This is a genomic window from Mycobacteriales bacterium (assembly GCA_040902655.1).
Lineage (GTDB): Bacteria > Actinomycetota > Actinomycetes > Mycobacteriales > SCTD01 > SCTD01.
Window position 1 is genome coordinate 60,778 of the sequence record JBBDWV010000005.1, and the last position, 26,228, is coordinate 87,005.

The 26,228-nt window shown below is 69.7% G+C and carries 25 protein-coding genes and 1 pseudogene; 9 read left to right on the forward strand and 17 right to left on the reverse strand.

Features of this window, described 5'->3' with window-relative positions; all coding sequences use genetic code 11:
- Nucleotides 1–11 precede the first annotated feature (11 nt).
- Nucleotides 12–1,202, forward strand: a complete 1,191-nt coding sequence (locus WD794_01440; GenBank protein MEX2288976.1) for an MFS transporter — start codon at nucleotides 12–14, stop codon at nucleotides 1,200–1,202.
- Nucleotides 1,203–1,229: 27 nt separating this feature from the next.
- Here WD794_01440 and WD794_01445 read toward each other — a convergent pair whose 3' ends face one another.
- The 10 genes and pseudogenes from WD794_01445 to WD794_01490 form a co-directional block, all read right to left on the reverse strand.
- Complete coding sequence (locus WD794_01445; protein MEX2288977.1) at nucleotides 1,230–2,222, reverse strand: PhnD/SsuA/transferrin family substrate-binding protein; 993 nt, start codon at nucleotides 2,220–2,222, stop codon at nucleotides 1,230–1,232.
- A gap of 20 nt (nucleotides 2,223–2,242) precedes the next feature.
- The gene (locus WD794_01450; protein MEX2288978.1) at nucleotides 2,243–3,208 is read right to left on the reverse strand and encodes a DMT family transporter; all 966 of its coding nucleotides are present in this window, start codon (nucleotides 3,206–3,208) and stop codon (nucleotides 2,243–2,245) included.
- Nucleotides 3,201–4,862, reverse strand: a complete 1,662-nt coding sequence (locus tag WD794_01455; protein MEX2288979.1) for an ethanolamine ammonia-lyase reactivating factor EutA — start codon at nucleotides 4,860–4,862, stop codon at nucleotides 3,201–3,203. The genes WD794_01450 and WD794_01455 overlap by 8 nt, the downstream gene beginning before the upstream one ends.
- Nucleotides 4,859–5,944, reverse strand: a complete 1,086-nt coding sequence (locus WD794_01460) for a hypothetical protein (protein ID MEX2288980.1) — start codon at nucleotides 5,942–5,944, stop codon at nucleotides 4,859–4,861. The genes WD794_01455 and WD794_01460 overlap by 4 nt, the downstream gene beginning before the upstream one ends.
- A 72-nt stretch (nucleotides 5,945–6,016) precedes the next feature.
- Nucleotides 6,017–6,847 carry an ABC transporter ATP-binding protein gene (locus WD794_01465; GenBank protein ID MEX2288981.1) on the reverse strand — a complete coding sequence of 277 codons (831 nt, stop codon included), beginning with the start codon at nucleotides 6,845–6,847 and terminating at the stop codon, nucleotides 6,017–6,019.
- Nucleotides 6,844–7,749, reverse strand: coding sequence for an ABC transporter permease (locus tag WD794_01470; protein ID MEX2288982.1), 906 nt, complete (start codon nucleotides 7,747–7,749; stop codon nucleotides 6,844–6,846). The genes WD794_01465 and WD794_01470 overlap by 4 nt, the downstream gene beginning before the upstream one ends.
- A 180-nt stretch (nucleotides 7,750–7,929) precedes the next feature.
- Complete coding sequence (locus tag WD794_01475) at nucleotides 7,930–8,580, reverse strand: N-carbamoylsarcosine amidohydrolase (protein MEX2288983.1); 651 nt, start codon at nucleotides 8,578–8,580, stop codon at nucleotides 7,930–7,932.
- Entirely contained in the window at nucleotides 8,577–8,729 is a 153-nt protein-coding gene (locus tag WD794_01480; protein ID MEX2288984.1) for a hypothetical protein, read from the reverse strand. The genes WD794_01475 and WD794_01480 overlap by 4 nt, the downstream gene beginning before the upstream one ends.
- A 221-nt stretch (nucleotides 8,730–8,950) precedes the next feature.
- The gene (locus WD794_01485) at nucleotides 8,951–10,894 is read right to left on the reverse strand and encodes an FAD-binding monooxygenase (protein MEX2288985.1); all 1,944 of its coding nucleotides are present in this window, start codon (nucleotides 10,892–10,894) and stop codon (nucleotides 8,951–8,953) included.
- Between the two features lie 81 nt (nucleotides 10,895–10,975).
- Nucleotides 10,976–11,485 (reverse strand): annotated as a pseudogene (locus WD794_01490) (class II aldolase/adducin family protein).
- Nucleotides 11,486–11,867: 382 nt separating this feature from the next.
- Between WD794_01490 and WD794_01495 the strand changes: the two are divergent.
- Nucleotides 11,868–12,158 (forward strand): FAD-dependent monooxygenase, encoded by a 291-nt coding sequence (locus WD794_01495; GenBank protein MEX2288986.1) that lies wholly within the window; start codon nucleotides 11,868–11,870, stop codon nucleotides 12,156–12,158.
- On the opposite strand, the gene WD794_01500 is transcribed toward WD794_01495, so the two are convergent.
- From WD794_01500 to WD794_01510, 3 genes are all read right to left on the reverse strand, one after another.
- Entirely contained in the window at nucleotides 12,136–13,263 is a 1,128-nt protein-coding gene (locus WD794_01500) for an MFS transporter (GenBank protein ID MEX2288987.1), read from the reverse strand. The two genes, WD794_01495 and WD794_01500, sit on opposite strands and share 23 nt — an antisense overlap.
- A gap of 65 nt (nucleotides 13,264–13,328) precedes the next feature.
- Entirely contained in the window at nucleotides 13,329–14,069 is a 741-nt protein-coding gene (locus WD794_01505) for a class II aldolase/adducin family protein (GenBank protein ID MEX2288988.1), read from the reverse strand.
- A 93-nt stretch (nucleotides 14,070–14,162) separates the two neighbouring features.
- Nucleotides 14,163–15,263, reverse strand: coding sequence for an ABC transporter substrate-binding protein (locus WD794_01510; protein MEX2288989.1), 1,101 nt, complete (start codon nucleotides 15,261–15,263; stop codon nucleotides 14,163–14,165).
- A 168-nt stretch (nucleotides 15,264–15,431) separates the two neighbouring features.
- Between WD794_01510 and WD794_01515 the strand changes: the two genes are divergently transcribed.
- Nucleotides 15,432–16,193 (forward strand): glucose 1-dehydrogenase, encoded by a 762-nt coding sequence (locus WD794_01515; GenBank protein MEX2288990.1) that lies wholly within the window; start codon nucleotides 15,432–15,434, stop codon nucleotides 16,191–16,193.
- On the opposite strand, the gene WD794_01520 is transcribed toward WD794_01515, so the two are convergent.
- Together WD794_01520 and WD794_01525 are read right to left on the reverse strand one after the other, a co-directional pair.
- Nucleotides 16,187–17,632, reverse strand: a complete 1,446-nt coding sequence (locus tag WD794_01520) for an aldehyde dehydrogenase family protein (protein ID MEX2288991.1) — start codon at nucleotides 17,630–17,632, stop codon at nucleotides 16,187–16,189. The two genes, WD794_01515 and WD794_01520, sit on opposite strands and share 7 nt — an antisense overlap.
- A gap of 10 nt (nucleotides 17,633–17,642) precedes the next feature.
- Nucleotides 17,643–18,638, reverse strand: coding sequence for an ABC transporter substrate-binding protein (locus WD794_01525; protein ID MEX2288992.1), 996 nt, complete (start codon nucleotides 18,636–18,638; stop codon nucleotides 17,643–17,645).
- A gap of 107 nt (nucleotides 18,639–18,745) precedes the next feature.
- On the opposite strand from WD794_01525, the gene WD794_01530 reads away from it, so the two are divergent.
- Nucleotides 18,746–19,939 (forward strand): MFS transporter, encoded by a 1,194-nt coding sequence (locus WD794_01530; GenBank protein MEX2288993.1) that lies wholly within the window; start codon nucleotides 18,746–18,748, stop codon nucleotides 19,937–19,939.
- 47 nt (nucleotides 19,940–19,986) lie between these two features.
- Entirely contained in the window at nucleotides 19,987–20,406 is a 420-nt protein-coding gene (locus WD794_01535; protein ID MEX2288994.1) for a PaaI family thioesterase, read from the forward strand.
- 43 nt (nucleotides 20,407–20,449) lie between these two features.
- Here WD794_01535 and WD794_01540 read toward each other — a convergent pair whose 3' ends face one another.
- A complete protein-coding gene (locus WD794_01540; GenBank protein ID MEX2288995.1) occupies nucleotides 20,450–20,932 on the reverse strand; it encodes a YbaK/EbsC family protein in 483 nt (160 codons plus the stop codon).
- Between the two features lie 419 nt (nucleotides 20,933–21,351).
- On the opposite strand from WD794_01540, the gene dcm reads away from it, so the two are divergent.
- The 4 genes from dcm (at nucleotide 21,352) to bioB (ending at nucleotide 25,378) form a co-directional block, all read left to right on the forward strand.
- On the forward strand, nucleotides 21,352–22,536 hold the full coding sequence (gene dcm, locus WD794_01545) for a DNA (cytosine-5-)-methyltransferase (GenBank protein ID MEX2288996.1): 1,185 nt from the start codon (nucleotides 21,352–21,354) through the stop codon (nucleotides 22,534–22,536).
- Between the two features lie 35 nt (nucleotides 22,537–22,571).
- Nucleotides 22,572–23,420, forward strand: coding sequence for a hypothetical protein (locus WD794_01550; protein ID MEX2288997.1), 849 nt, complete (start codon nucleotides 22,572–22,574; stop codon nucleotides 23,418–23,420).
- A complete protein-coding gene (locus tag WD794_01555; GenBank protein ID MEX2288998.1) occupies nucleotides 23,420–23,860 on the forward strand; it encodes a very short patch repair endonuclease in 441 nt (146 codons plus the stop codon). The genes WD794_01550 and WD794_01555 overlap by 1 nt, the downstream gene beginning before the upstream one ends.
- 501 nt (nucleotides 23,861–24,361) lie before the next feature.
- On the forward strand, nucleotides 24,362–25,378 hold the full coding sequence (bioB, locus tag WD794_01560; protein MEX2288999.1) for a biotin synthase BioB: 1,017 nt from the start codon (nucleotides 24,362–24,364) through the stop codon (nucleotides 25,376–25,378).
- On the opposite strand, the gene WD794_01565 is transcribed toward bioB, so the two are convergent.
- Nucleotides 25,375–26,145, reverse strand: coding sequence for a FadR/GntR family transcriptional regulator (locus tag WD794_01565; GenBank protein MEX2289000.1), 771 nt, complete (start codon nucleotides 26,143–26,145; stop codon nucleotides 25,375–25,377). The genes bioB and WD794_01565 overlap by 4 nt on opposite strands.
- Nucleotides 26,146–26,228 lie beyond the last annotated feature (83 nt).

The following is a 26,228-nucleotide window of genomic DNA, read 5'->3' on the forward strand; positions in this document are numbered from 1 at the left end:
GGGGGAGCGCGATGGAACGGTCGACGTTCCCGCGGCGGCCCACCCTGTCGCCGCTGGCCCTCGGCCTGCTCGTCGGACTGGTGGCAGCCAACCTCCGGCCGCTGCTGGCCAGCGTGGGCCCGATGCTGCCGGACCTGCGCGCCGATCTTGCACTGTCCGGAACCGCGGTCGCCGTCATGGCAGGGCTCGGCGTCCTGTGCCTGGGACTTCTCGCACCGGTGGCCCCGCGGCCGGCCCGCCGCTGGGGCATCAACCGTGTCCTCACCGGCTCGCTGGTCGCCCTGGTCGTCGGACTGCTGGTCCGAGCGACCGGTGGCGCCGTCGCCCTCTTCGCCGGGACGGTCCTGGCCTGCGCCGGCGTGGCCGTCGCCAACGTGCTGCTGCCAGCGGTCATCAAGCGCGACTTCCCGTCCCACCCCGGTCCGGCGATGGGTGTCTACACGATGGCGTTGAGCGGCTCTGCCGCGGTGGCAGCGGCGAGCACCGCTCCGCTGGCGGCGCTGCTCGGTCTGGGCTGGCGCGGGGGGCTGGGCGTCTGGGCCGTGCCTGCTACCGTCGCGCTCGCCGCCTGGGTCTTCGGGACCCGCGGCGGCGGCAATGTACCGATCCAGCCCCCGCCGAGAGGCTCGGTGCTGCGGGACGCGCTGGCCTGGCAGGTCACGGCCTTCTTCGGCCTGGTCGGGCTCGGCTTCCACGCCCTGCTGGTGTGGCTGCCCTCGATCTACCGGGCGCAGGGGCTCGGCGCACAGGAGGCGGGACTGCTGCTCAGCGTGCTGGTGCTCGTCCAGGCCCCGGTTGCCCTCGTCGTCCCGCGCTTCGCAGTACGCGCCCGGAACCAGCAGCGGCAGGTGGTCCTCGCGACGGCGCTGACCGGGATCGGACTGGCCGGTCTCCTGCTGGCCCCGCTGGTCGCGCCGTACCTCTGGGTGCTCGTCCTCGGCCTCGGACAGGGGGCCAACTTCTCGCTGTCGCTCACCATGTTCGTCCTGCGTACGCGCAGCAGCGGCGACACCGCCCGGGTGTCGGCGCTGGCCCAGACGGTCGGCTACCTCATCGCCGCGCTGGGCCCTCTGCTGCTGGGAGCCCTGAACGACATCACGGGCTCGTGGACGCCCGCCCTGCTGCTCCTGCTCGCCGTGCTGGTACCGCAGCTCGCGGCCGGCCTGTTCGCGGGCCGCGACCGTCACGTGCAGACGTCCTGACGCGGGCCCACCCTGCCGGGGATCCGGTCACACCTTCGCGTCGGTCAACGTCGACGGTACGAACAGGTCGTCGGGATCGAGCAGCCGCGCGGTGAAGCCCTGGTCATGGGCATAGCGCAGCAGCGTCGTGAGGGTCGCCCGGTTGGCATCGACCCCGTAGGCGAACACGTCGCCGAGCAGCTGGGCCTCCTGCTCGGCATAGGCCGTCTCCCAGATCAGCGAGGAGAAGGACACTGCGGAGTCGCGCAGTGCGGGAGCGGCCTGCGCCCGCGCCAGTTCGAAGCCGTGCCGCAGGTTGTTGGCCAGCCACGGGTGTTCCTCGACGAGAGTCCGTTTGACCACCACGACGTGCATCAGGGGCACGACCCCCGTCCGGCGGAAGAACTCCTGCTCCTCGTTCCGGTAGTCCGGGAAGAGCCGCCGGATCCGCGGGTCCGCCTTCAGGAACGCGGCCGGTGGCCGGGCGCTGATCAGGGCGTCGATACCGCCGCTCAGCAGCTGGTCGCTGAGGGTTTGGCCGGCGCCCAGCGGCTCGACCGTGAACTGGTCCGGGGGGGTGACCCGTGACTTCTCCTGCCGGCCCGGCTCCTCCAGCCCACCGGTCCGCCAGCGGACACCGGCAAGATCCAGCCCGTAGTGCTCGCCGAGGATGCCCCGCATCCACAGCGACGCGGTCATGCTCCACTCCGGCGTACCGATCGATCGGCCGGCCAGGTCGGCGGCGTCGGTGATCGGCGAGTCGGCCCGCACGTAGACCGCGGAGTGCCGGAAGGCCCGCGACGGGAAGACCGGGATCGCGCACAGCGGACGGTCGGCCTGTTCCACCGCCGCGATGTAGGCGCCGAAGGAGAACTCGGCGGCATCGAATTCGTTGTACCTGCCCTGCCGCCAGAACAGGTCCTCGATCCCGGTCTCGAGGTAGCGTAGGTCCACCCCCTCGATGTGCACGGAGCCGTCGTAAAGCCCTCGCGTGCGGTCGTAGACCACGCCGGCGTAGGTGAGCGGGACAGCATGCGACACGTTTCCTCCTGGAGCGGACGCTAGGTGAGCAGCAGGCCGGCGACACCGCCGAGGATGAGCAGGCCGCCCACGACCGTCCGGCCGGTCACCGCTTCACGGTTGTGCAGGAACAGCACACTCACGGGGATGACGATGACCGGCAGGGCGGCCGCCACCACGACGGCGACAGCGATCGGGATGTAGCGGGTGGAGGCGATGAGCGCGATCTGCGCCGAGATGGTCAGGACCCCCGACAGGCCCCACAGGTAGACCCCCAGTCGATCGGCCTCGCGCACGCGCACGACCAGCGAGCGCACCTGGGTGTGCAGCAGGAGATAGGCGAGGGTGCCGGCGACCGCGCCGACGAAGCCACCGAGGACCGGCTCGTTCCACTCCCGGACGCCGGTGCTGCGGATCACGTTGCCCACCGCGTAGGAGAAGGCACCGGTGAGGGCCAGCGCGATCTCGCGGGTCGGCAGGGCGCCGAACTTCTTGCCCGGCAGGCGGACGTGCCGGTCCTCGACGGCGACCGGTTGATGGGGTGTGTCCCCGCTGGCGACGGCCACCGGAGTCGGCCGCTCGGCGCGTATCCGGGTCGTCAGGTAGAGCCCGAGGATCACGGCGAGGATGAAGCCGATGGCATCCACGCCGAGCCGTTCGCCAAGAAAGATCCAGCTGATGATCCCGGCGAAGACCGGATTGGTGATCTGCAGCGACGTCGCGCGCGATGGCCCGATCGCGTGGACCGAGAGGAAGAACAGCCGGCGCCCGAGGTAGCTGGTGAACAGCCCGCCGACAGCGAACATTGCAAAGGCGTCCCACTGCACCACGAACGGGCCCGACGCAACGACACGCTGGAGCAGCACAACAAGCCCGGAGAAGACGACGTTGGCCCCGAGCGCCAACAGAAAGCCGATCTCCTGCCCGAGCCGTGGGGACACGACGCTGACCAACAGCGCATTCGCGCTGAACAGCAGCAGCGCGAGCAGCGCGAGGGCTTCACCCACGTGCAGGCCCGACCTCCCGGGCTGTGCGCTGGAGCACCCCGCTGCCCTCCACGGGCGACTCCGGAGCGGCGAACAGGAGCGATTTGATCACCAGCGGCACGACGTCACTCGGCTTGATCAGCTCGCCGATGTCGACGTAGTCGAACTCCTCCAGACGTACGCCGTCCAGACACACCACCGGCTCCCGCACGTCCAGCTCACGGACCAGCAGCCGACCCAGCGTCCGCGCGACGTCTCCGTCGAGCAGGACGACGACCGGCTGACCGGCGCGGCGGTGCGCCGCCAGGCCGGCAGCGACGCCCCCGGCCAACCGACGCAGCCGGCGGTACTCCGGCTCGCCCTCCCACTCGAGGGCCACGGCGACAGGACTGGCGCCGTCGGCGACGTCGAAACGGCCTGCCGCGGAGACGATCGCCTTCTCGACCTCGTCCGGGTCGATGTCCCCTGCGAGCGACACGTGCGGGAACAGCACCGGCAGGTTGCGCAGCGGTAGCACCTGCGTCCCGGACAGCGCCACCGTGTTGCCGCTGACCTGGACCGAGAACTGCGAGGCGCCGATGACCGTGGCGCGGATGTGGTGACGCGACTCGGCCAGCCGCATCGGGAGACGGCCGTCGATGAGGGCGTCCCGGAGCTGGGCGCCGAGGGCGGGTGCAATGTCCCCGAAGGTCTGTGACTCGCGCTCGTAGAGGTATTCACCCACTCCGCCGGAGAAGCTGACCACCTCGGGGACGACACCGGCCGGACGATCGTCGACGAGCAGCAGGTCGGGCGGGAACCCAGCGGGGACACCGCCGCCGTTGATGCAGCTGAGCAGGATGCCGGCGAGGGCACGCACGAGCTCGTCCTCGTCGTCCTCGGTGAGCTTCTCGCCGAGGGCCAGCGGCACACCCGCCACCCGGGCAACCTCCAGCGCAGGACCTTCCACGCGAACGACCTCGCGCCCGTCCAGCGCGACCAGCCGGCCGCCGACGGCGACGGCCGCCGTACCGAGGATCTGACCGTCGGAGACGACGGCGAGCTTGGCGGTACCACCGCCGATGTCGACGTGCAGGCGAACCCCGCTGTGCTCGCGCGAGTCGGCGACCGCACCGGAGCCGTGCGCGGCCATCACGGCTTCCAGGTGGTGACCTGCAGACGCGCAGACAAAGGTCCCGGCTTCGGCGGCGAACAGGTCGGCGATCGCGCGGGCATTACTCCGCTTGAGGGCCTCGCCGGTCAGCACCACGGCACCGCTGTCGATCGCCGATCGCTCGAAGCCGGCCTGCACGTAGCAATCGCGGACGAAGTCGCCGAGCAGATCGGCATCGATGCTGTTGTCCGGCAGGTACGGCGTGAGCAGCACCGGCGAGCGCCACAGCACCTTGCGGTCGACGACGACGAACCGGCTCGACAGGCCCTGGGCCAGGCGCTGGAGGTGCACCCGCGCGAACATCAGGTGCGAGGTCGAGGAGCCGATGTCGATGCCGACCGTCGTCAGCTCGACGTTCTCGACGTCCCAGTAGTCCTCCTCCGGTACCTCGTCGGCTCGGGGAGCGTCGCCCTCGTCACCGTGATGGTGGTCCGGGAAGCTGATCTCCTTCGCCGACACCGACGTCGGCCCGAGGGCTGTACCGGCCAGCGGGTCGGGCGCGTGCGTGTGCCCTGCCGTCATCCGCGGGCAGCCACGAAGTTCTGCATGCGCATCTCGGCACTGTTCCTGGCGAGCTCCTGGGCGTACAACTCGTGGACCTTCGGGTTCTGGTCCTCGTACTCGATCTGCCGGCCGCCCTCCTTCAGGCTGACGTCCATGCCCATGAACGTCTTGCGCTTGTCCTCGGTGAACGGGTAGCGCAGACCGCCGAAGGCCACGGCCAGGTAGCGCGCGGGCTGCGCGCTGGTGTTGAAGTGCTGGTGGAACATGCGGTCCGGCGGGGCGTAGACGACGCCGTGCTGCCAGTCGACGCGGTGGAAGTCCTCGTCTCCCTCGTACCACAGCAGCGAGTAGCCCTGTCCGGTGACGGCGTAGACGTGGAAGTCGGCGCCGTGCCGGTGCCCCTTCTTGTACGTCCCGACCGGCATCTCGGAGATGTGGGCGTGCATCGTCCCGTCGGCCAGCACGAACATCATGTTGCTGCCGCCCGCGCCGCGGGCACTCCACTGCTGGAGCTCGAACGAGCCGAGGTCGGGGACGAAGTTCGTCTCCCACATGTGCCGGCCGGGGCGCATCGGGATGAAGTCCCCGTCGCCGGAGAAGTGCTTGTCGGTGCCGACACGCTCGCCGAAGACCCACGGGTTGTCGAAGACGAACGCCTCGTTGTGGAACAGGTTCAGCATGATCGGCGCACTGGTCGTCGAGGACAGCCGCGCCGGCTCCGCCCCGCTGGCGTTGAAGTGGCGGTAGCGGGAGTTCAGCGGCAGGGCGAACAGGCTCTTGGGGCCCCACTCGAAGCTGTGCTGCTTGCCGTCCGGGCTCTCGATGGTCGTGCTACCCGAGCCGGACAGGATGTAGACGACCTCCTCGTACAGGTGCTTCTGCGGCTCGGTGCTGCCACCGGGCTCGAGCTCGACGACGACCACGTTGATGAAGTCGCCACGCCCCTTGAGGTTGACGAACGCGGCGTTCGCGCCGAGCCGCGCCCACGGTGCGGTCTCCACCTCGAGCAGATTGACGCCGAAGTCTTCGACGACCGGGATGCCCTCTCCCTTGACCCACTCCAGGTAGCTGTCCACCAGGAACTTGGGTTCCGCGGTCACGGAGTGTCCTCTCTTTTCACCGCTGTCGCGGTGGTCGGGAGCCGCGCCCCGGCGGGGTGCGGGTCAACCAAATCAGGCCTGCGCGCTGCCGGGCGCGTGAAGCAACCGCCAGATCTCGCGGCCGAGCTCGGCCAGGCGGTCGCTCTGCTGGAACTCCGCGGTGCGTGGGTGCGGTTCGTCGATCTCGTACGTCTTGACGAAGCGGCCCGGATTGGCGGCCATGACGAGCACCCGGTCGGCCTGGAAGATGGCCTCGCGGATGTCGTGCGTGATGAAGACCGTCGTGGTGTGCGTCTCGGCCACCACCCGCTGCAGGTCGCGCTGGAGCTTCTCCCGCGTCTGCGCGTCGAGCGCGCTGAACGGCTCGTCCATGAGCAGCACCGGCGGCTGGATGGCCAGCGCGCGGGCCAGGTTGACCCTCTGCTGCATGCCGCCGGAGATCTGCGACGGGTAGTAGTCGGCGAAAGCGGTGAGGTTCGTGAGCCGAAGCAGATCCGCCACCCGCTCCCTGCGCTGTTCCTTGGTCGGCGGTCGGTTCGGCGTCCCCTTGAGCACGTTGAGGTCGAGGCCGAACGCGACGTTGCGCTGGACGGTCCGCCACGGGAACAACGAGGCCTTCTGGAAGACGAAGCCGGTCGCGACGGTGCCCGGCGGCTGCGAGTCGACCAGGACCTCGCCGCTGTCGTGCTCCTCGAGCCCCTGCAGGATGCGCAGCAGCGTCGTCTTGCCGCACCCGGACGGCCCGACGATGGCAACGAACTCCCCCGGTCGGACGTCCATGGAGACGTCGTCGAGCACCGTGAGCAGTTCGCCCTTCGGCGAGGTGAAGCGCTTGGAGACGTTCCGGACGGTGACTCCCCCCGAGGTCGTCTGTCCGCTGGCCGGCGTCATGGTCATCGTCATACCTGTGCCTTCACCTCGATCTGCCACGGCGTGAGCTTCTTCTGCAGGACGCGCAGCACCCAGGTGAGACCGACTCCCAGGGCCGCCAGGATCAGGACCCCCACGAAGACGTCGGCTGTCGCGAACAGCTGGGCGGACGTCAGGATCAGGTAGCCCAGCCCGGCCTGCGCGCCGAACAGGTCGGCCACCACGATGCCGACCAGCGCTCGGGCCATGGCAAGCCGGAGCCCGGTGAAGATGTACGGCATCGCACCGGGCAGATCGACCAGCGCGAAGACCTCGCGCTTGTTGGCGCGGAACGCGATGCCGACCTCCCGCAGGTCGCGCTCCACCGCGTGCACACCGTCGATGGTGTTGATGATCACGGGGAAGAAAGCCACCAGGGCGATGATCGCGATGTGCGACACGTCGCCGAAGCCGAGCCAGATGATGAACAGCGGCGCCAGCGCGACGTTGGGCGTGGCGTAGAGGGCGGTCAGCCACGGGTCGCCGTAGTCGTGCGCCCGCCGGCTGGCCCCCATCCACAGCCCGAGCGGGATGGCCAGCGCCGAGGCGAGTCCATAGCCGAGCAGGAACTGCTTCATACTGACCCTGAAGTGGGTCCACAGTTCCCCGGTCTCCGCGAGCGCCCAGAACGCCGGCGGGATGGCGCTCGGCGCAACGATGATGACCGTGCTCGGTTCGAAGATCCGCACGGCGGCTTCCCAGGCGGCCAGAACGACCGCCACCGAGACGAAGCCGCGGACGAGTGAGCGCCGTTTCGCGCCGGTGAACCTGCTCTTGCGGACCATCGGTGCGGGAGTCGGACCCTGGTCAGGCATGGTGGGCGTCGGCACGACCCCGGTGTCGGAACGGCGCTCCGTCGGGGGCGGGGCGCCGACCTGCTCGGCGTCGCCCGTCATCGGGCTGCTGCTGGGGCTTGCCATCGATATCGCGTTCCTTCCGCGGGCCGTGGCCGGACGACGGCCGGCAGACGCCGTGACCGCTCTCACAGTTGTACTCTGATCCGCGACATTCGGCAACTGGAAATTTGGGATCGCTACTATCTCCGGCGTCGCCAATGACCTCTTCTCCGGCACGGACTACCGCGGCTCGAGCCTCCGGAGGTAGTCCAGCGCGTCCTCCAGCTGCACGACATCGCCGTACTTCGCGTCGATGTCGAACAGGCTGGCCAGATGCGGCAGCTCGGCCCGGTCGCCCACCGCCTCCTGCACCACGATGGTGTGGAAGCCGAGGGAACAGGCATCCACGGCCGAGGCCCGAACGCAGCCGCTGGTCGTGCAGCCCACCAGGATCAGCGTGTCGACACCGCGACTGACCAGCCGCGCGACCAGGTCGGTGCCGAAGAACGCCGAGGCGTACTTCTTCACCACCAGCGACTCGCCAGGCTGCCGCCCCAGCCGCTCGTCGAGCTCCACCCACTCCGAACCCTCCACCAGGTAGCCGGTCGAAGGGATCTTGCGGATCCACAGGCCGGCCTCCTGCAGCTCCTTGTCGTAGGAGACCGTCGTGAACAGGACAGGGACGTCCTTTCCGCGTGCTGCGGCGAGCAGCTCCGTGGTCGACTCGAGCTGGGACGTCAGGTCGCTGGCCAGCGGACACCGCTCGTCGGTGAACCCGCGGATGAAGTCGATGACCAGCACGGCCGGATGACGGCCGAAACCGACGCGCGAGGCGAAACCCTTGTTCAGGTAGAAGTCGAAGGTCTCGGCGTACTGCTCGGGGATCTTCACGCCGTCCCACCGAAGATGCTCGTCGAGGGCTTGTCGACCTCGTAGTGCTCGGCGTGCGAGCCGACACAGAAGGCAGCGCGGGCACCACCTGGCCACTGCAGCGGCGGGCTGGCCGGCAGTGGCGAGTACTCGTACAGCTCGTTGTCCATGAGCGAACCTCCGGCTCGGCCTGATCGGGTCTCGCAGTCCCACGCCGGGGATGAGCAAAACCCCTGACGACGCCCGGCCGAAGGTATCCCCGCGGGTTCTGACAGTCCACCAGAGGGGATGTCCCGTCCGATAACTTATTCGTCGGCAGATCGAGGACACCCTTCGCCCAGGCCCAGGCCCAGGCCCAGGCTCAGGTCAGCGCGGTGGACCGCTCTAGGTCCTATGGCCTCCGCACGTCGAGCAGTACTCCGGACAGGAAGGCGTCGAGCTGGTTGTGTCCCTCCAAGGGCAGCACGTGCGCCACGTACTGGTCGGGACGAACTACGACCATGCATCCTCGGTCCCGGTCGATGCCACGTACCTCGAAGATGTCCCCGGCGGTCGGACAGGGGCAGAAGACCTTCTCGTAGTCGACGAGACCGAACCGCCCCTTTCGCGGCAGTAGGACAGCCGGCGTCGTCTCCAGGGTCAGATCGCGATGTCCCTGCTGGAAGACGGCGCGGACGTCGATCACGGAGTCCGGGTCTGCCCCCGCCGGGGTGAACGCTGCGATCGGTGAGGCCTCCGATGCCAGGAACTCGCACAGCCGGCGGATTCCTGAGTCGCGATGCGCGAGGGCTCCACGGTCGGCGAAGAGGTAAAGCCGCCAGGCGCCGTCGGCGCGGGCAGCGTGACCAAGTTGCATCGGTTTCGCGTCGCACAGCCGAACGACTGGCGCGGAGTGAAAGCGCATCCCGACGGGGAAGCCCTTGGCGAGGTTCTGGTGGGTCGCCTCCCCCGTGATCATCGACGGCGGATAGCGGGTGGCGACTCCGGCGGTGAAGCGGCCCTGCCGGACGAAGTACCGCTGAAACTCCTCCGTGTCGCCCCCGGCTCCGAGAACCTGTTCGGATTCCTTGGGTGGAGAACTGAACATCCGGGCGAACTCACGGTCGAAGTCTATGAGCTCCTGCGCCACCGCATGGCGTTCGTCCGAGTAGGTCCGCAGCAGCTCCGGCCGGGCGGTCCCGCGCAGCACGCTGGCCAACTTCCAGCCGAGGTTCCAGCCGTCGGCCATGGACACGTTCATGCCCTGACCAGCCTTGGCGCTGTGGGTGTGGCATGCGTCGCCGGCGATGAACACCCGGGGAAGGCGGCTGGCTGCCTCGTCCGCGGGCGTGTCGTCGAACCCGTCGCACAGGCGCTGCCCGATCTCGTACATCGACCACCATCCGACGTCCTTCACCTCCAGCGTGTACGGATGCAGGATTCGGTTGGCAACCACGGCGAGTTTCTCCGGGGTCACCTCGCGGTTCTCCAGCATCTCGCGGTCGTGCAAGGGGTCGAGCTCGATGTAGAGCCGCACCAGGTAGCCACCTTCGCGCGGGATGATCAGCAGGTTGCCCTGGTTCGCGGAGTGAATGGCGCACTTGAGCCGGATGTCGGGAAAATCGGTGACCGCCAAGACGTCCATGACGCCCCACGTCTGGTTCGTCGCGTCGCCGAGGAGTTCTCGGCCGATCGCGGACCGGATCGCACTGCGGGAACCGTCGCAGCCGACGACGTACTTCGCGCGGATCTCAGAGGTCTCCCCTGCATCCTGCAGCTCCTTCAGGTGCTGGAAGGTGACCGTGACCGGATAGCCCGACGAGTCATCGTTCTCGACGTATACGTCCGTGGCGTGGAGCCCGTAGTGCGGCCGGAGCCGGCTGGATGAGCGCTCCATGAAGTCCCGCAGGTAGGCCAGCATCCGAGCCTGGTTCACAATGACGTGCGGGAACTCGGACAGGCCCTCCTCGACATCCTGGACGCGTCCGGTGCGCGTGATCCTCGTACGATCGCCCGGGTCGGGCCGCCAGAAGCTGACCTCGTTGACCCAATAGGCCTCGTCGACCAGTCGGCTGGCCAGTCCGAACGCCTCGAACATCTCCACGGTACGGACGGCGACCCCGTCGGCCTGGCCCACCTGGAGCGGTCCGTCGCGCCGGTCGACGATGACGGTGCGGATGTCGGCGAAGGCAGCCAGCTGCGCGGCCAGGACCAGGCCGGCCGGACCGCAACCGACTATCACGACGTCAGCCTTCTCCGGCAGACCGTCCAGCTGCTCGGCGACGTGGGGGTGCGGTGGCTCGATCAGCGGGTCACCGGCCCTGTAGCCGTCCAGGTAGAACTGCAACCTAGTCAACTCCCTTACGAGTGCGGCTCTCGGTTGATCGTCGCGTCGTGGGCTGGGCCGGGCACCCTCGACCGGACTGGGCGGCGGACGCTACCGGCCGGTGCCGCTGCGCAGGCTCCAGGCGTGCCAGGCTCGGGTGCTGACCAGAGGGTCGAGCAGCATCCTGGCCGCCCGCTCCACCTCCTCCTCCGACAGGTACCTGACCTCGCCCATGGTCATGGCCTGCATCTGCAACCTCGCGTTGTGCTCCATGTAGACGCAGGCCATGACGACTTCACGCAGGGAGCCGCCCGCGACCACGCCGCCGTGCCCCCGCATCAGAGCGACGCGGCCGGAGGACAGCGTCTGCGCCAACGACTGCCCCTGCTCCTGGGTGCGCACCAGCATGTCGGTGTCACCGAAGGCGTCACCGATGTCCCACACGGGAGGGTCGACGCCCAGCAAGGCGGCCATGTGGAAGACGGCACGGAGCGGGACACCGGTCACCCCGAACGGGATGATCGACGGCGAGTGATTGTGGCAGATCGCCAGCACGTCGGGACGGGCGGCGTAGATCGCCCCGTGGATGGCGCGCTCGGCGTACGCCGAGCGCGCCCCCCCCCCCCCGGGTCGCCGGCCAGCTGGTCGCCGGTCAGTGTGAAGCGCTGCAGATCGCTCTCGGAGACGTACGCAGGACCCAAGGAACGGGAGATGACGTAGGAGCCGGGGTCCTCCGGGTGGCGCGCGCTGACGTGCCCGAAAGCGTCGAGCACTCCCTGAGAGGCGAGGATGTGGTTCGCTGCAACCACATCGCGCAACAGTTCTGCATCCGCCACAAGCCCGGGGTCCATATCGAGCGAGTCCCTCTGGTCGTCACGTGTCGTTGCAGGCGCTTCGAACCCTGCATTGTCGAGCTGTTGGAGACTTTCTCGACAGCCGCCCGCAGCCTCCCACAGCGCGATGGTCTTGCCGGTGGACTGTCCCCGTTCGGGTGCATCTGGCAGTGCGCGCCGACTACGTCGCCGGATGCGACGGCGGAGCCAGCACCGTGCGCAAGCAGCTCGGGATCGGTCTGCACGGGCGCGGGTCGATCGGCACGCTGCGCCAGGTCTTCTTCCGCAGTGATGACCTCGTCGACAAGGTCTCCCGGGTAGTCATGGCCAGGCACTTCTTCGTCGCCGACCGGCCGTCCGCCGACCTGAGCGAGATGGGTGGCTGGCGTTCTCTGCGTGCCGGCCTGAGGTGGGTGACCATGCGGGCGGACGGCCCGGTCAGCGTGTCGCGCGCGTCGTGAACCTGGCGACCGCGACCATGGCCGCGGCGGCGGCGTAGACCACCGCGACGACGACCCAGGCCGAGGCGTAGCTGGCAGCTTCGACCAACAGGCCGAACGAGACAGGCCCCAGCGCGAACCCGCCGTACTGACCGACGGCAAGCAGCCCCGAGGCGGTCCCGATGGAGCCCGGCGGGACCACCCGGACGGCAGCCGTCATCACCACCACGGTGCCGGCGACGGCCGTCGCACCGGTGAGGACGGTCGCGCTCCACACCAGCCAAGCCGCCTGCCACTGTGCAGCGGCCAGCAGCAGGCAGGTCGCTGTCGCGCCGCCGAGCGCCATCCACACGAGCACCTGGCGCGGGTCGGAGCTGCGCTCCGTCACGCGGCCCCACGCGACCCTCGCGAGCAGTCCGACTCCCCCGAGGAGAGCGACAATGAGACCCGCGGCGGCGACGCTGAAGGACACCTCCTGGAAGGCGAACAGTGGCAGATGCACGATGGTCGCCTGCAGGGCCGCGCCGGAGACGAAGCCGTAGGCGAGCAGCAGCCAGACCTGGTGCGGCAGGGGCTGCTCGGTCCTGTCTCCCCCATCGGCTGGCGGGGGCGGTCGTCCGGCCGGGACGTAGCGGTGTGTCAGCACCATTCCCAGTGCCACGATGGTCAGGGTCGTGGCCAACGCACCCCGCCAGCCCGTGAGGACGGCGACGGACGGGAGCGTCAGCCCGATGAACAGCTGAGCGATCTGCACACCCGACTGCTTGACGCCCATCACCGCGCCGCGCTGCCCAGCGCCGACCTGCACCGAGACAAGCCGATTGGTCACCGGGTTGGTGGCCGACATCGCGATGCCGGCGAGCAGAACGCCGGCCACGAGCCAGCGGTACGAGGTGGCAGCCGACAGGACGACGAGCGACAGGACACCCGTGCCGAGCAGGCTGAAGATGATGGTCCTGGCGCTGTAGCGGTCGACCCAGCGGCCGAGCAGCCATGCACTCGGGGCGGCGACGATGAACGAGATCGTCGCCAGAGCACCGAACTGAGACGGCCCGAGCCGCAGGTCGGCCGTGACGAGCGGGCCGAGCGCGATCAGCGCGAACAGCCCGAGCGGCCCGACCGCCATGGTCACGGTCAGCGTCGCGGTGAGGCCCAGCGGCCGACGCGACGGCGCTGCCCCAGGCCCGGCCGTCAGGTCGCGAGCCCGCGGACCAGGTAGTCCCACGCCTGCTGGATCAACGCCGGGGGGTAGCAGTGCTGTCGCTTGGCCAGCGACTCCTGCTCGGATGACCAGTGCTGCACGCCGCCGGCGGACATCGCCTGCAGCTGCGTGCGGCAGGCCCGGTCGAGCAGGACGGTGGCGACCACCGCGGTCGGCAGGTCCGCTGCCGCCACCACCAAGCCGTGGTTGATCATCAGTGCGGCGTTGCGGTCGCCGAGCGTGCCGGCGAGCTCCCGGCCGAGCTCCCGGGTCAGGATCAGGTCTCCGGTGACCGTGAAGCGCGCGATCGACGGGGGGACGAAGAAGTTGCCCTCGTGCGAGACGGGCAGCAGCTCCGCGCCGGTGGCGCCGAGGGCGACGGCGCTGGCCGAGTGCGTGTGCACGACGCAGTTGACGTCCGGGCGGGCCGCCAAGATCTCTGTGTGGATCGGGTACTCGGCGTGCCGCCGGCCCTCGCCGGCGAGCACGCCGCCGTCGGCGTCGACCAAGACGATGCGCTCCGGCGTCATCTCCTCGAAGCCGTATCCGGCCGACTTCATCCACACGCCGCGACCGTCCGGGTCACGCAGCGACAGGTGCCCCCAGACGAGGTCGGACTGGTCCTGCGAGCCAAGGACCCACGCGCCCAGAGCGGTGGCTGCCGGCGGGTCGGCGGGAAGCCCCCCTCCGACCGTGCCTGCCGTGGCCGAGTCGATCGTCACGGTGGTCATATGCACCCTCTCCTCCGGTCCCTGTCCACGATCCTGCACGGGACGTGCCGGCTGGGCCCGGCGCGATCCGCCGGGCCCAGCCGCACCGCGCTGCTACTTCGGCGGCGAGTCTTCGAGCGTCTGCTGCGCCCGCTCGAGGTAGGACTCGTCGATGTACTTCGTCGGGTCGATCTTCGACTTCAGGGCGCCGATCTCGACGAAGGCGTCGGCGGAGTTCTGCAGGGACTCGGGGTCGGTCCTGCCGTCCTTGCCGACGGCCGGGTCCTTGCCGTCGTTGTCGAGGAAGAGGTCCTCGATCCCCCGCGCCGCGTACTTCTCCGGCACCTTCAGCTGAGCCGCGATGACCTCGGTCAGCTTGTCCTTCATCGCCGGGTCGTAGAGGTCGTTGATCACCCGTTGGTAGGCCCGCAGGAAGCGCACCAACGCCTCCTCGTTGGCCTCTGCCCACTTCTTGCTCACGGTCAACGTGGAGGCGTTGATGGTGGGCGCGCCCAGGTCGACGCTGGTGTTACCGAAGTTCTTGAAACCGTCCTGGTCCTCGGCCTGGTAGTTCTGCGGGATGCCGAGCGTCGCGCCCTGGACCTGCCCGGCCTTGAGTGCCGCGTACCGCTTGCTGGTGCCACCGGCCGCGACGAACTTTATCTTGCTGGTGTCCACGCCCTTGGCCTCGAGACCTGCGCGGGCTGCGGCGGTGCTGATCGAGGCGAGCGAGGAGACGCCGTACGCCTTGCCCTCCAGCTGCTTGAGGTCGGTGATCTCCGGGGAGGTGACGACGTCCCAGATGGAGTTGTTGGCCGCCCCCACCACGAAGATGAGGTCAGCGCCCTGCTCGTTGGCCGCCAGCGCCTCCGGCCCACCGAGGTAGGCGTCGAGCGAGCCGCCGATCAATGCCTGCACGTTGTTCGACGTGACCTCGCCCGTCAGCAGCTCGACCTCGAGGTTTTCGTCCTCGAAGTAGCCGAGGGCGTCGGCCAGCCGCGGGTAGGACGTCTGGATCACCAGGGCCTGCAGGCCGACCTTCATCTTCAACGGTTTGCTGGTGTCGTAGGCACCCGGGTCACCGGTGCTTCCTTCAGGCTGCTGCGGACTCGCCGCGTCGGTGCCGGCACCGCCACCGCAGGCGGCCACAGACAGCGCGAGCACGGCAGCGATGGCGGTGCGGGTCGCCCAGCGCCGGTGGACTCTCCGGTTCATTCGTCTCCTCGGGGTGCGATCGCGGTAGCGGTCCGGGGAAGCCCCCGGTGCTGCCGGTCCGTCGTGACAGTCGTCACGCCCTCTTTGTACTCCAGATCCCGACAGTTATCTAGCGCGACTTTTCACAAGTCTGCAACTCTTTGGCAACGACTGGGGGATGCTGACCCCGTGGTGGATCTCAGCGGCAAGGTCGTCGTCGTCACAGGGGCAGCGCGGGGCATCGGAGCAGAGTACGCGGGCGCCTTCGCGCGCTGCGGGGCGCGGCTGCTGCTCGTGGACCGGTCGGCGGCGGGCGGAACGCTGGCGCAGGTGCGGGAGGCCGGCGCCGAGGGGCATGCGGTCGAGGGGGACGTCAGCTCGCGGGAGCAGGCCGACGCCATGGCAGCCGTGGCGCTCGAGCACTGGGGACGCATCGACGTGCTGGTGAACAACGCCGCCCGTTACGCCGGCCTCTACCGGGGTCCACTCGAGGACATTCCCACGCAGGAGTGGGACGACGTCATGGCGGTGAACGTCCGCGGCGTCTGGAACGCCACCGCAGCTGTCCTGCCGGCCATGCGCCGGCAGGCGGGCGGCGCGATCGTGAACATCGGGTCGGGCACGGCACTGAAGGGGACACCGGGGGCGCTGCACTACGTCGCCTCCAAGGGCGCCGTCCTCGCGATGACCCGGGCGATGGCCCGTGAGCTCGGTGCCTCGGGCATCCGGGTCAACTGCGTCACGCCCGGCCTGGTGAGCAACGAGGCGAGTCGGGAGGGCCGGGAGGAGGAGTTCGCCGCACGGTCGGCCCAACGCGCCCAGGAGCGCAGCCTGCCGCGGGAGATGCTGCCGCAGGACCTGGTCGGCGCGGTGCTCTTCCTGGCCTCGGAGGCGAGCGGGTTCGTCACCGGACAGAACCTCACGGTCGACGGCGGCGCGGTCTTCTACTGACGCCCCGGCAGTACAAGGGTCTGCAGTTCGGCGTACTCGTCGATGCCCCGCAGACCTGCCTTGCGACCGAGCCCGCTCTGCTTCGTTCCGCCGTACGGCGCATTCGTGGAGTTCACGCTCTGCGTGCCGTGCGCGTTGACGAAGGCGACACCCGTCTCGAGCCGCGCCGCGAGCTCGGCACCGCGCTCGAGGTCGTTCGTCCACACCGAGCCGGCCAGCCCGTATTCGCTGTCATTGGCCAGCGAGAGCGCCTCGTCCGCGTCCCGCACCCGCACCACGGGTACCGCCGGACCGAACTGCTCCTCGCGCACGAGCGCGGCATCCGGTGGCACGTCGGTGACCACCCTCGGCGACAGGAACCACCCGCCATCCTGGGCTCCGTCCGTGCGGCGGCCGAGGACACGGACCGACGCGCCGGTCGACGCCGCCCGGTCGAGGAGTCCGGTGACCTTTGCCAGCCCGCCCTGGCTGTGCAGCGGCCCCATGGTCACTCCGGCCTGCAACCCGTCGCCGACGACGAGCCGGTCGACCTGGGCGCAGAACGCGTCGACGAACTCCTCGTGCACCTGCTCCTCGACGTAGATCCGCTTCACCGCCATGCACACCTGGCCGGCCATCCGGAAGACGCTGCCGGCCAGCGCAGACATGGTGGCCTCTCCCAGGTCGACGTCGGCCAGCACGACCGCCGGATCGTTACCGCCGAGCTCGAGCGTCACGCTCTTCACCGTCTCCGCCGCACTGTGCAGGATCCGGCGGCCACTCTCGGTGCTGCCGGTGAAGGCGACCTTGCGCACGAGTCGGTGCCCGACCAGCGCCGCGCCGACATCGACACCGCCCTGCACGACATTGATGCAGCCGGCCGGCAGCATCGCGGCGAGGGCCGCCAGGGAGTCGGTCAGCGTCAGCGGGCAGGTCGGCGGTGGCTTGACGACGACCGTGTTCCCCGTGAGCAGCGCGCTCACGACCTGCGGCAGGGTCTGGGTCAGCGGCGCGTTGAACGGAGCGACGCACGCGGTCACGCCGTACGGGCGCCGGCGCACGACGACTCCCGGCGCACCCTCGACCGGCTCGTCGGTCAGCTGGTCCGCCCACCCGAGCACGAGCCGCAGCCGCCCCGGCAGACCGGCGACCTCCCGCTCGGCCTCCGCCAGGGTCTTGCCGTTCTCCCGCACATAGAGCACGGCTCGCTCCGCACTGCGGTGGCGGAGCAACGTCGTGGCCGACAGCAGCCGGTCAGCACGCTCCGGGAGCGGTAACGCAGCCCACGCCCGTCCGGCGCCATGAGCCGCCAGCACCGCCGCCTCCACATCGTCCGGGCCGGAAGCGGCCACTGTTCCGACGATCTCGCTGGGCCGGGCCGGGTTACGCACGGCGCTACCACCGGCGGGGCCACGGGTCCGGCCGGCCACGACCAGGCCGGCGATGGGCAGATCCTTCACGGCAGAACGGTCATATCGCGTGTGCCTCGAGGGTCTCCGGCACGAACAGCTCCTCGGGCTCCAGCACCCGGCTGGCCAGGTGCTGTTCGTAGGAGTAGCGCAGGAAGGTCGACAACGTCGAGCGATTCGCCTCCAGGCCGTACGGCCAGAAATCGCCGCCCATGAGTGCGCGGGTGCGTTCGAGCTCGCCGACCGCCCAGGGCAGCATCGTGGCCAGCGCGGTCGTGTCGTACAGCCGTTCGTAGGTCTCCCGCTGCGCTGCGGCGAAGGCCTGCATCAGGGACTGCGCGACCCAACGGTGCCGCTCGTAGACCTCGCGCCGGAGGACGACGGTGTGCATGATCGGGAAGATCCGGGTTCGGGCGTAGTAGTCGCGCTCCACCTGCTCGTAGTCGGGAAACAGTCGCCGAACCCGGCTGCCGGGGCGGCAGAAGGAGTGGGGCATCCGCGCCGTGTAGAACGCGTCGATCTCGCCGCTGTCGAGCATCGCGGACAGCGTCTGCCCAGGCCCGATCGGCTGGACGTCGATCTCGGGCGGCAGGGAGAGCGAGATCTTCTCCGGCCGGTTGGCCTGATGCTGGCCCCCGGTCCGGTAGCGCACGCTCTCGACCGGGACGCCGTGGTGCTCGGCGAGGGTCCCGCGGATCCACACTCCGGCGCTGATCTGGTATTCCGGCGTGCCGACCAACCGACCACGCAGGTCGCTCGGGCGCTCGATGCCGCTGTCGGCATTGACGTAGATCGAGGAGTGCCGGAAGGCCCGTGAAGGAAAGACCGGGATTGCGACGAAGGGCCGCTCGGGTGTCAGCAGCGAGAGCACGTACGACGAAAGCGACATCTCCGCAACGTCGAACTCCCGGTGCCGCAGCATGCGGAAGAACGTCTCCTCCGCGCCCAGCGCCAGGCAGGTCAGGTCGATCCCCTCGGGACGTACCCGACCGTCGAGCAGAGCCTGCACCCGGTCGTAGCGGCCGACCGCGAGTGCGAGCGGCAGGCGGCAGCTCATCGGCCGCGGCCGGAGAATATCCGTGATACTTCAGTGCTTGACATTCTATGGACAGTAGGACTGCACGGGAGGGCCCGTCAACGCCCCGCCCCGGGGAAAGGTGCGCGATGACCGACAGCCCGACGATCTCGGATCGTCGTCGCCTGCTCGCGTACGCCTCAGGGGGTTTCGGGCTGGGTGTCAGCACGCTGATGTACTTCCTCGTGCCACTGCGGGCGGCCGAGATGGGCGTCGGCGTTGCCGTCATCGGGCTGCTGCTGGGTGCCGAGGCGTTGACCGAGATGATCGTGTCCGTGCCGCTCGGCGGCCTCATCGACCGTGCAGGCGCGCGCCGCGCCTACCTCGCCGGCACGCTCGGCCTGGCCCTGGTGGGGGTCGGCTTCATGCTTGCGTCGTCGCTCGCGCTGCTGTTCGTGCTCCAGGTGGCGTTCGGGGTGGCCCGGCCGCTCGGCTGGCTCGGCGGGCAGGCGTACGTCTCGGGCATGCGCTCGCCGGCCGAGCGCAGCCAGGACAGCGGCCGGTTCAGCTTCGTGGCGAACCTCGGCCAGATCGTGGCGCCGGTCCTGGCCGGAGCCGCGGTGCAACTGGCCGGCGTGCAGGTGGCCTTCGCGCTCGTCACGCTGTTCGGCGTTGCCTTCTTCGCGGTCGGGCTGGGACTGCCGGACGACCGTTGCCAGGCACCGTCGCAGCGTGAGGGGCGGGCAACCTTCCGACCCGCGGCCCGGCTGCTCACGCTGCGCGGAATGCAGATCGTGATGCTGCTGACCTTCACCCGGCTGTGGCTGATGTCGATGTGGAGCGCCTTCTTGCCGCTGTACCTGGTCGGCATCGGGACGGCCCCCGGGGTCGTGGGAAGCGCGGTGTCCACCATGGCGCTGGTCGCCACCCTCACCTCCCTGCTCACCGGCCGGATCGCCCGGCTGGGTCGCGCGACCTTCGTCGGCGCGGGTGGTCTGGCCGTCAGCTGCGCCGGGGTGGCGCTCTCGCCGGTGGTCACGACGGTGCCCGGCCTCTACCTCCCCGCGGCACTGGTCGGCATCGGCATGGGGCTGAGCCTGCCGATGCTGCTCGTGCTCGTGGCCGCCAACGCACCACCCGGGCAGCGCAGTCTCGCGCTCGGGCTACGCGCCAGCGTCAACCAGGGTGCCGCCACCGCCGCCCCGGTCCTGGTCGCGCCGGTCATCGGGATCGTCGGTTTGGCCCTGGGTTTTCCGCTGGCCGCCGTCGTCGGAGGGCTCATCCTCTGCGGTGCGGTGAGCCTCGAGGTGTGCGGGCCACGCGAAGGCGTCGGCGCCGCTTGACGGCGGGCAGGTGCCCTCGCGGGACCCCGTGCGCCTACGCTGCGCGTGTGCCCAACCAGGACGAGGACCGCCGACTGCAGGCGGTGGCCGAGGCGCAGCCCGCCTTCGCGACGCACCTGGGAATCGTGGTCACTTCCTTCTCCCGTGACTACGTCGAAGCAGAACTCACCGTGCGGGAGGAGTTCGCCAACCGCAACGGCGTGCTGCACGGGGGAGCCCTCATGGGCTTCGCCGACAACCTCGGTGGCACGGCCGCATCGCTGAACCTTCCCGAGGGGCTGAGGACCACGACGATCGAGAGCAAGACCAACTTCTTCCGGCCGATCCCGGTCGGCAGCACGGCGACCGGGCGGTGTGTGCCGCTGCATCGCGGTCGCACCACGTCCGTGTGGCAGACCACCGTCACGACGCAGGACGGGAAGGTCGCCGCGGTCGTCACCCAGACCCAGCTCACCCTCCAGCCCTGACCTGCGCGGTCACAGCGTCGGCCCGTTTCCGTTGGCCTCCAGCTCAGTCGACGTCCAGTACCGTCGCGTCGGCCAGGCGGACGAGCTCCTCGTACGAGGTGCTGAAGACTGCAGCGGGGTGCCCCGCGGCAGCCCAGAGCTCGTCGTACCTCTGCAGCCACGGGTCGATGTAGGTCCGAAGCGGCAGCGGGTGCGCGATCGGTGACACTCCGCCGATGACCTGGCCGGTGTGCTCGCGCACGAAGTCGGGCGCCGCACGTCGAAGCTTTCCGACGCCGAGTTCGCAGGCCACCTTCGCGGTGTCCACCCGGTGCGCTCCGGAGGTCAAGATCAGAACGGGGCGACCGTCGGCGTCGAAGAGCAGGCTGTTGGCGATGGCGCCGACCTCGCACCCGAGCGCGCCTGCAGCGAGTGCGGCCGTGTGCGCGGCCGCCGGGAGCACCACGATGCGCCCCGTTCCTCCACGGCGCGTGAGGATGTCCCGGAAGCGGCTGATCGACGGGTGCTCGACACCCTCGCCAGACATGGTCAGCGAAGGTAGTCGCCGCGGGACTGCACTTCCCTGGGTGCGCCCGAAGGGATTCGAACCCCTAACCTCTTGATCCGTAGTCAGGTGTGGGGGTCGGCGGCAGTGCGCCCTCGTCTGTTTCCCCAGGTCACAGGGGTGCAGCGGTTCGCCGGCATTCGCCGCCGTCCGATCCCGTGGCTGTACGTTGGCTGTACGGAAGCCTTCAACGCGGCCTCTTCGCTCGCCGTCCCGCAAGGAGCTGTCGACCCCGAGAGGACGACGCGCTCGCGGTGAACGCCCTTGGCCGTCGTCAAGACGCTGGAGCAGAACTGGGGACAGCGGACACCCCCCTCCAGGTGCTCGAGTTTGTCCTCCGGCACAGCTAGTTTCACTCTGACCGCAGGACCACCCACGTCGGAGGCACAGTGCCGGGCACGATGAAGATCGCTGGGCTCTTCGCCGGGATCGGCGGGATCGAGCTCGGCTTCCAGCGCGCGCTCGGGGACGCCGTCGAGACCGAGTTGCTGTGCGAGTGGTGGCAGCCTGCGCGCAAGGTCCTCGCGGCCCGCTTCGACGGCATCCCGATCCACCCGGACGTGCGCGAGCTGCGCGACCTGCCGGCCGACCTGGACGTGCTCGCCGCGGGCTTCCCGTGCACCGACCTGTCACAGGCGGGGCGCACCGCCGGCATCACCGGGGCCGCGTCCAGCCTGGTCTCGCACGTCTTCGAGGCCCTGCGGCTCGCCGGAGGCAAAGGCGACCGGCTGCCATGGCTGCTGATCGAGAACGTCCCCAACATGCTGGCGCTGGACCGCGGGCAGGCCATGCGCTACCTCGTCCGCGAGCTCGAGCAGCTGGGCTACCGCTGGGCCTACCGGACGGTGGACTCCCGCTTCACGGGGACACCGCAGCGTCGACGGCGAGTGCTGCTGGTCGCGTCCACGACCCACGACCCGCGCGAGGTGCTCTTCAGCGACGACGCCGGGCCTCGCCCCGATGAGGACTACGCCGACGACGCCTACGGCTTCTACTGGACCGAGGGCCGCGGCGGGCTCGGCTGGGCGCGCGACGCCGTGCCCACCCTCAAGGGAGGATCGACGATCGGCATCCCATCGCCTCCGGCGATCTGGCTGCCCGACGCCCAACCCGGGCGCAAGGTGGTAACGCCGCGCATCAGCGATGCCGAAGCCATGCAGGGCTTCCCGCGCGAGTGGACGGCCATCGCCGAGCAGGGCAAGGCCCGCGGGCCGCGCTGGAAGCTCGTCGGCAACGCCGTCACCGTCGACGTCGCCGCATGGGTGGCCGGAAGGCTGGCCGCGCCTGGAGAGGTCGACGTCGACAGCCGGGCGTGGGACGGCCCTGCGTCCTGGCCAGCCGCCGCCTGGGGCCAGGACGGCAAGGTCTGGAGCGTGTCCATCTCCGAGCACCCGATCCGGGCCCCGTACCGCCACCTGCTCGACGTCGTCGACGCTGACCAGGCGCCGACCCTGAGCCACCGCGGCGTCCTGGGCTTCCTCCGCAGGCTGGAGCAGGGCAACCTCGGGCGTCATCCCGGCTTCCGCGCCGACATGGCCGAGCACGCCGACGTCATGGGCCCCCGGATGACACCGCTCGCGATCTGACCAGCAGCCGGCGGGCCAGGCCGTAGGTTTGCCGTATGTACGGGCCCGGCATCCTCGCGCGCTTCCTCCAGCAACCTGGCCCCGCCGACAAGTACGGCAACCACTGGCAGTACCACTCCCGGTCCGACCGGCACAGCAAGGTCGGCAGCTGGGGCGTGGCGCTAGACCTGCTCGCAACGTCGAGCCTGCTTCGGCGGCACGTGGACGACGGCAAGGTCGTGCTCGGCGTCAACCACACAATGACCGACTTCGCGACCGGCCGCAAGAAGGATCTCGATCTGGTCATCGCGCGCCCCACGGGCGCTGTTCCGGTCAAGGCCAAGACCTTCGCCGGACTCGCCGAGCAGTACGGCATCGCCCTGGAGCCCCTCGAGCAGGGCGTGCTCGCCGCGCTGCCGGCCTTCCCGGTCAGCACCGTCGGCGCGGTCCTCGTGGCGCTGGAGGCCAAGGCCTGCATGACGGCGCACGTAAAGTCGCTGCCCCGGCTCTACGACGAGCTGAACTCCTCGCACCTGTGCGTGCACGGCGCTTCCCGGCAGGCGCTGGCCATCGGCTACGTCCAGGTCAACGCCGCCGAGCAGTTCCTGTCCCCGGTCGTGAACAACCGGCGGCTCGGGGACACCCCCGCCGAGGTCACCCAGCATCGGCAGCCCGCGGACACCGAGCGGGTGCTGAAGAAGGTCGCAGAGATCCCCCGCCGATCGGCTTCGTCCGAGAGCGGCTTCGACGGCATAGGCGTCACCGTGCTGGACCTGCGCAACGACGGCGGCCCCGTCACGATCGTCGACGACCCGCCCGCACCGCAGCCCGGCGACTCCTTCCACTACGGAAGCATGATCGTTCGGATGGCGAACGAGTACGACACCACCTTCGCGCAGGTCTGATGGCCGGCCCGGTCCCTTCGTCGGCCGTTGTCCGTCGGCGGATGCAGCGGCAGCGGCGGCGGGACACGCGCCCCGAGCTGGAGCTGCGCCGGGCGTTGCACGCAACAGGCCTGCGCTACCGCGTCGAGCGGTCCGTCATCCCTGGCATGCGTCGGCGGGCCGACATCGTTTTCGGACCGGCGAAGGTCGCCGTCTTCGTCGACGGGTGCTTCTGGCACATGTGCCCCCAGCACGCCACCGCGCCGAAGGCGAACGCGGACTGGTGGCGCGAGAAGCTGGAGCGCAACCGCGAACGTGATCGCGACACGGACCGACTGCTACTCGATCAGGGGTGGTTTCCGGTACGGGTCTGGGAGCACGAGGACATGGCTGAAGCGGCGCTGATCGTCGTGGAGGTTGTGCGTCCGCGTCATCCAGGGAGGTCAGGAAGCCCCGGGTGAGGAGGCAACGCCCTCGCTGGTGCGGGCAGCCGCACGGACGAAGAACCCGCACAGACGAAGAAGCCCAAGTTCGACGGCATCAGGTACTCGCCGAGTCGCGGTCGATTCCGGCAATGATCGCAGCCCGGCGTATGAACCGGTGGGCACAGCTGTGGACGAGCGTGAAGAGGTCACTACCAGCGGTCGGGGTGGCAGGCTCGTCCCCTGGGCCCGGGATGTCTGCGGAGGCGATGACCGAGACACGGGCACCGGGCGTCCCGGCGGCCGGGTCATACGCGCCGACGTCGTGGCCGCGGCCCACGAGTCAGTCTGCGACCTGAACCGGATCGAGGCGGGCGAGGTACGCCTCGGTCTCCGACAGGTCGCCGTGGAGGCGACAGCCGTTGCGTAGGCGCCGGCGGCGAGGACGGTGGGGCTGTGCGCCGGGTAGGAAGCTCTTCGCTGTGTGTGACACTGTTCCGCAGGAAGACATCGGATGTATTCGCACTGCTGAAGGATGCTATGACCGCCCTGCTCGGCCGCGCCAGCACGGAGATCCTCACGACCGCGCGCGAGCAGGTGCTCGAGCGCGGCGTCCCTTTGACCCAGGAGCAGGCGCTGGCCTGTCTGGAGTTGGGCAGGGATCGGCTGCCCGAGCTGCTGCAGCTGGCCCATGAGGTCCGGATGAGGCACTGCGGCCCGGAGGTGGAGGTCGAGGGCATCGTCAGCCTCAAGACCGGAGGATGTCCGGAGGACTGCCACTTCTGTTCCCAGTCCGGGCTGTTCCCCTCCCCGGTGCGGACGGCCTGGCTCGACATCCCGTCGCTGGTGCAGGCGGCGGTCGAGACGGCGGCCACGGGCGCGACCGAGTTCTGCATCGTCGCCGCCGTACGCGGACCGGACGACAAGCTGATGGCGCAGGTCGAGGCGGGGGTGAAGGCGATCCACGCGGCGGTCGACATCCAGGTCGCCTGCTCACTCGGGATGCTCACCCAGGAGCAGGTCGACGCGCTGACCGCGATGGGTGTGCACCGCTACAACCACAACCTGGAGACGGCGCGTTCGCACTTCCCCGCCGTCGTGACCACCCACACGTGGGAGGAGCGCTGGGAGACCCTGCGGATGGTGCGGGATGCGGGCATGGAGGTCTGCTGCGGCGGCATCCTGGGCATGGGCGAGACGCTCGAGCAGCGCGCGGAGTTCGCCGCGCAGTTGGCCGCGCTCGAGCCGGACGAGGTCCCGCTGAACTTCCTCAACCCGCGGCCGGGCACGCCGTTCGGCGACCTGCCGGTGATGGAAGCGAACGACGCACTGCGGGCGATCGCGGTCTTCCGGCTGGCGCTGCCACGCACGATCCTGCGCTTCGCCGGCGGCCGCGAGATCACCCTCGGCGACCTGGCCCGCAACGGGATGCTCGGCGGCATCAACGCCGTCATCGTCGGCAACTACCTCACCACCCTGGGCCGACCCGCCACCGAGGACCTGGACATGCTGCAGGACCTGCAGATGCCGATCAAGGCGATCTCGCAGACGATCTAGGGAATCGGGGCTCGGAAGGCCAATGCCGCTGCGGTGGCGGTGCCGGTACCGGTGCCCAGCCAGCGGCTCGCGCTGCCGTCTCCGGCGTTGGCATCCTTGAGCAGGTGCCGCAGCCACTGCTCAGAGGCCGACACGTGCACGGTGGCCGCGGCCGTGGCCAGCGTGACGTCGCGCTGCTCGAGGGCATCGACGATCATCTCGTGTTGGGCATAGGTCCAGTCCAGGGCGCCCCGATCCCAGACGCCCCGCCAGATGCGGGCGCGTGCTGTCCTGGTGAACACAGCCTCGAGGAAGGACACCAGCGCCTCGTTGCCGGCTCCCTTCACCACGCACCGGTGGAACGCGACGTCCTGCGTGATGAGGTCCTCGCTGGTCGTTGTACGACGCATGGCGTCGAGCAGCCCGCGCAGCTCCTGGATGGCGCCACCCGAGATGCGGGTGGCCGCCAGCCCCGTGGCTGCCGGCTCGAGCAGCCGGCGGACCTCGAACAGCTCGAGCACCGTCCGGTCCTGCATGAGATCCATGACGAAGCTGAGCCCGCTCATCAGCAGCTGCGGCTCCAGGCTGGTCACGTAGGTGCCGTCCCCCCGGCGCACATCCAGCACCTTGGCCTGTATCAGCGCGCGCACCGCCTCACGCAGCGAGTTGCGGGACACGCCGAGGAGACCGGCGAGTTCGGCCTCCGGCGGGAGCCGGTCACCTGGCGCGAGGTCACCGTTCGCGATGAGGTCCCGGATCCGTTCGATCGCGGTGTCGATGACGCCCATGTTTGCTGCTACCTCCGCGACCAGATGGTGTCGCACGTCACTTCATGCGCTAGAAACTACGGTAGAGGTCGGATGTTCCGCGC

Bases quoted from the DNA above. Each gene is read 5' to 3' on its own strand.
- WD794_01510 (MEX2288989.1), bottom strand. From the start codon at position 15,263: ATGAACCGGAGAGTCCACCGGCGCTGGGCGACCCGCACCGCCATCGCT.
- WD794_01440 (MEX2288976.1), top strand. From the start codon at position 12: ATGGAACGGTCGACGTTCCCGCGGCGGCCCACCCTGTCGCCGCTGGCC.
- dcm (MEX2288996.1), top strand. From the start codon at position 21,352: ATGAAGATCGCTGGGCTCTTCGCCGGGATCGGCGGGATCGAGCTCGGC.
- WD794_01550 (MEX2288997.1), top strand. From the start codon at position 22,572: ATGTACGGGCCCGGCATCCTCGCGCGCTTCCTCCAGCAACCTGGCCCC.
- WD794_01455 (MEX2288979.1), bottom strand. From the start codon at position 4,862: ATGACGGCAGGGCACACGCACGCGCCCGACCCGCTGGCCGGTACAGCC.
- WD794_01470 (MEX2288982.1), bottom strand. From the start codon at position 7,749: ATGACGGGCGACGCCGAGCAGGTCGGCGCCCCGCCCCCGACGGAGCGC.
- bioB (MEX2288999.1), top strand. From the start codon at position 24,362: ATGACCGCCCTGCTCGGCCGCGCCAGCACGGAGATCCTCACGACCGCG.
- WD794_01540 (MEX2288995.1), bottom strand. From the start codon at position 20,932: ATGTCTGGCGAGGGTGTCGAGCACCCGTCGATCAGCCGCTTCCGGGAC.
- WD794_01530 (MEX2288993.1), top strand. From the start codon at position 18,746: ATGACCGACAGCCCGACGATCTCGGATCGTCGTCGCCTGCTCGCGTAC.
- WD794_01465 (MEX2288981.1), bottom strand. From the start codon at position 6,847: ATGACGATGACCATGACGCCGGCCAGCGGACAGACGACCTCGGGGGGA.
- WD794_01555 (MEX2288998.1), top strand. From the start codon at position 23,420: ATGGCCGGCCCGGTCCCTTCGTCGGCCGTTGTCCGTCGGCGGATGCAG.
- WD794_01505 (MEX2288988.1), bottom strand. From the start codon at position 14,069: ATGACCACCGTGACGATCGACTCGGCCACGGCAGGCACGGTCGGAGGG.
- WD794_01500 (MEX2288987.1), bottom strand. From the start codon at position 13,263: ATGGCGGTCGGGCCGCTCGGGCTGTTCGCGCTGATCGCGCTCGGCCCG.
- WD794_01480 (MEX2288984.1), bottom strand. From the start codon at position 8,729: ATGGACAACGAGCTGTACGAGTACTCGCCACTGCCGGCCAGCCCGCCG.
- WD794_01525 (MEX2288992.1), bottom strand. From the start codon at position 18,638: ATGAGCTGCCGCCTGCCGCTCGCACTCGCGGTCGGCCGCTACGACCGG.
- WD794_01565 (MEX2289000.1), bottom strand. From the start codon at position 26,145: ATGGGCGTCATCGACACCGCGATCGAACGGATCCGGGACCTCATCGCG.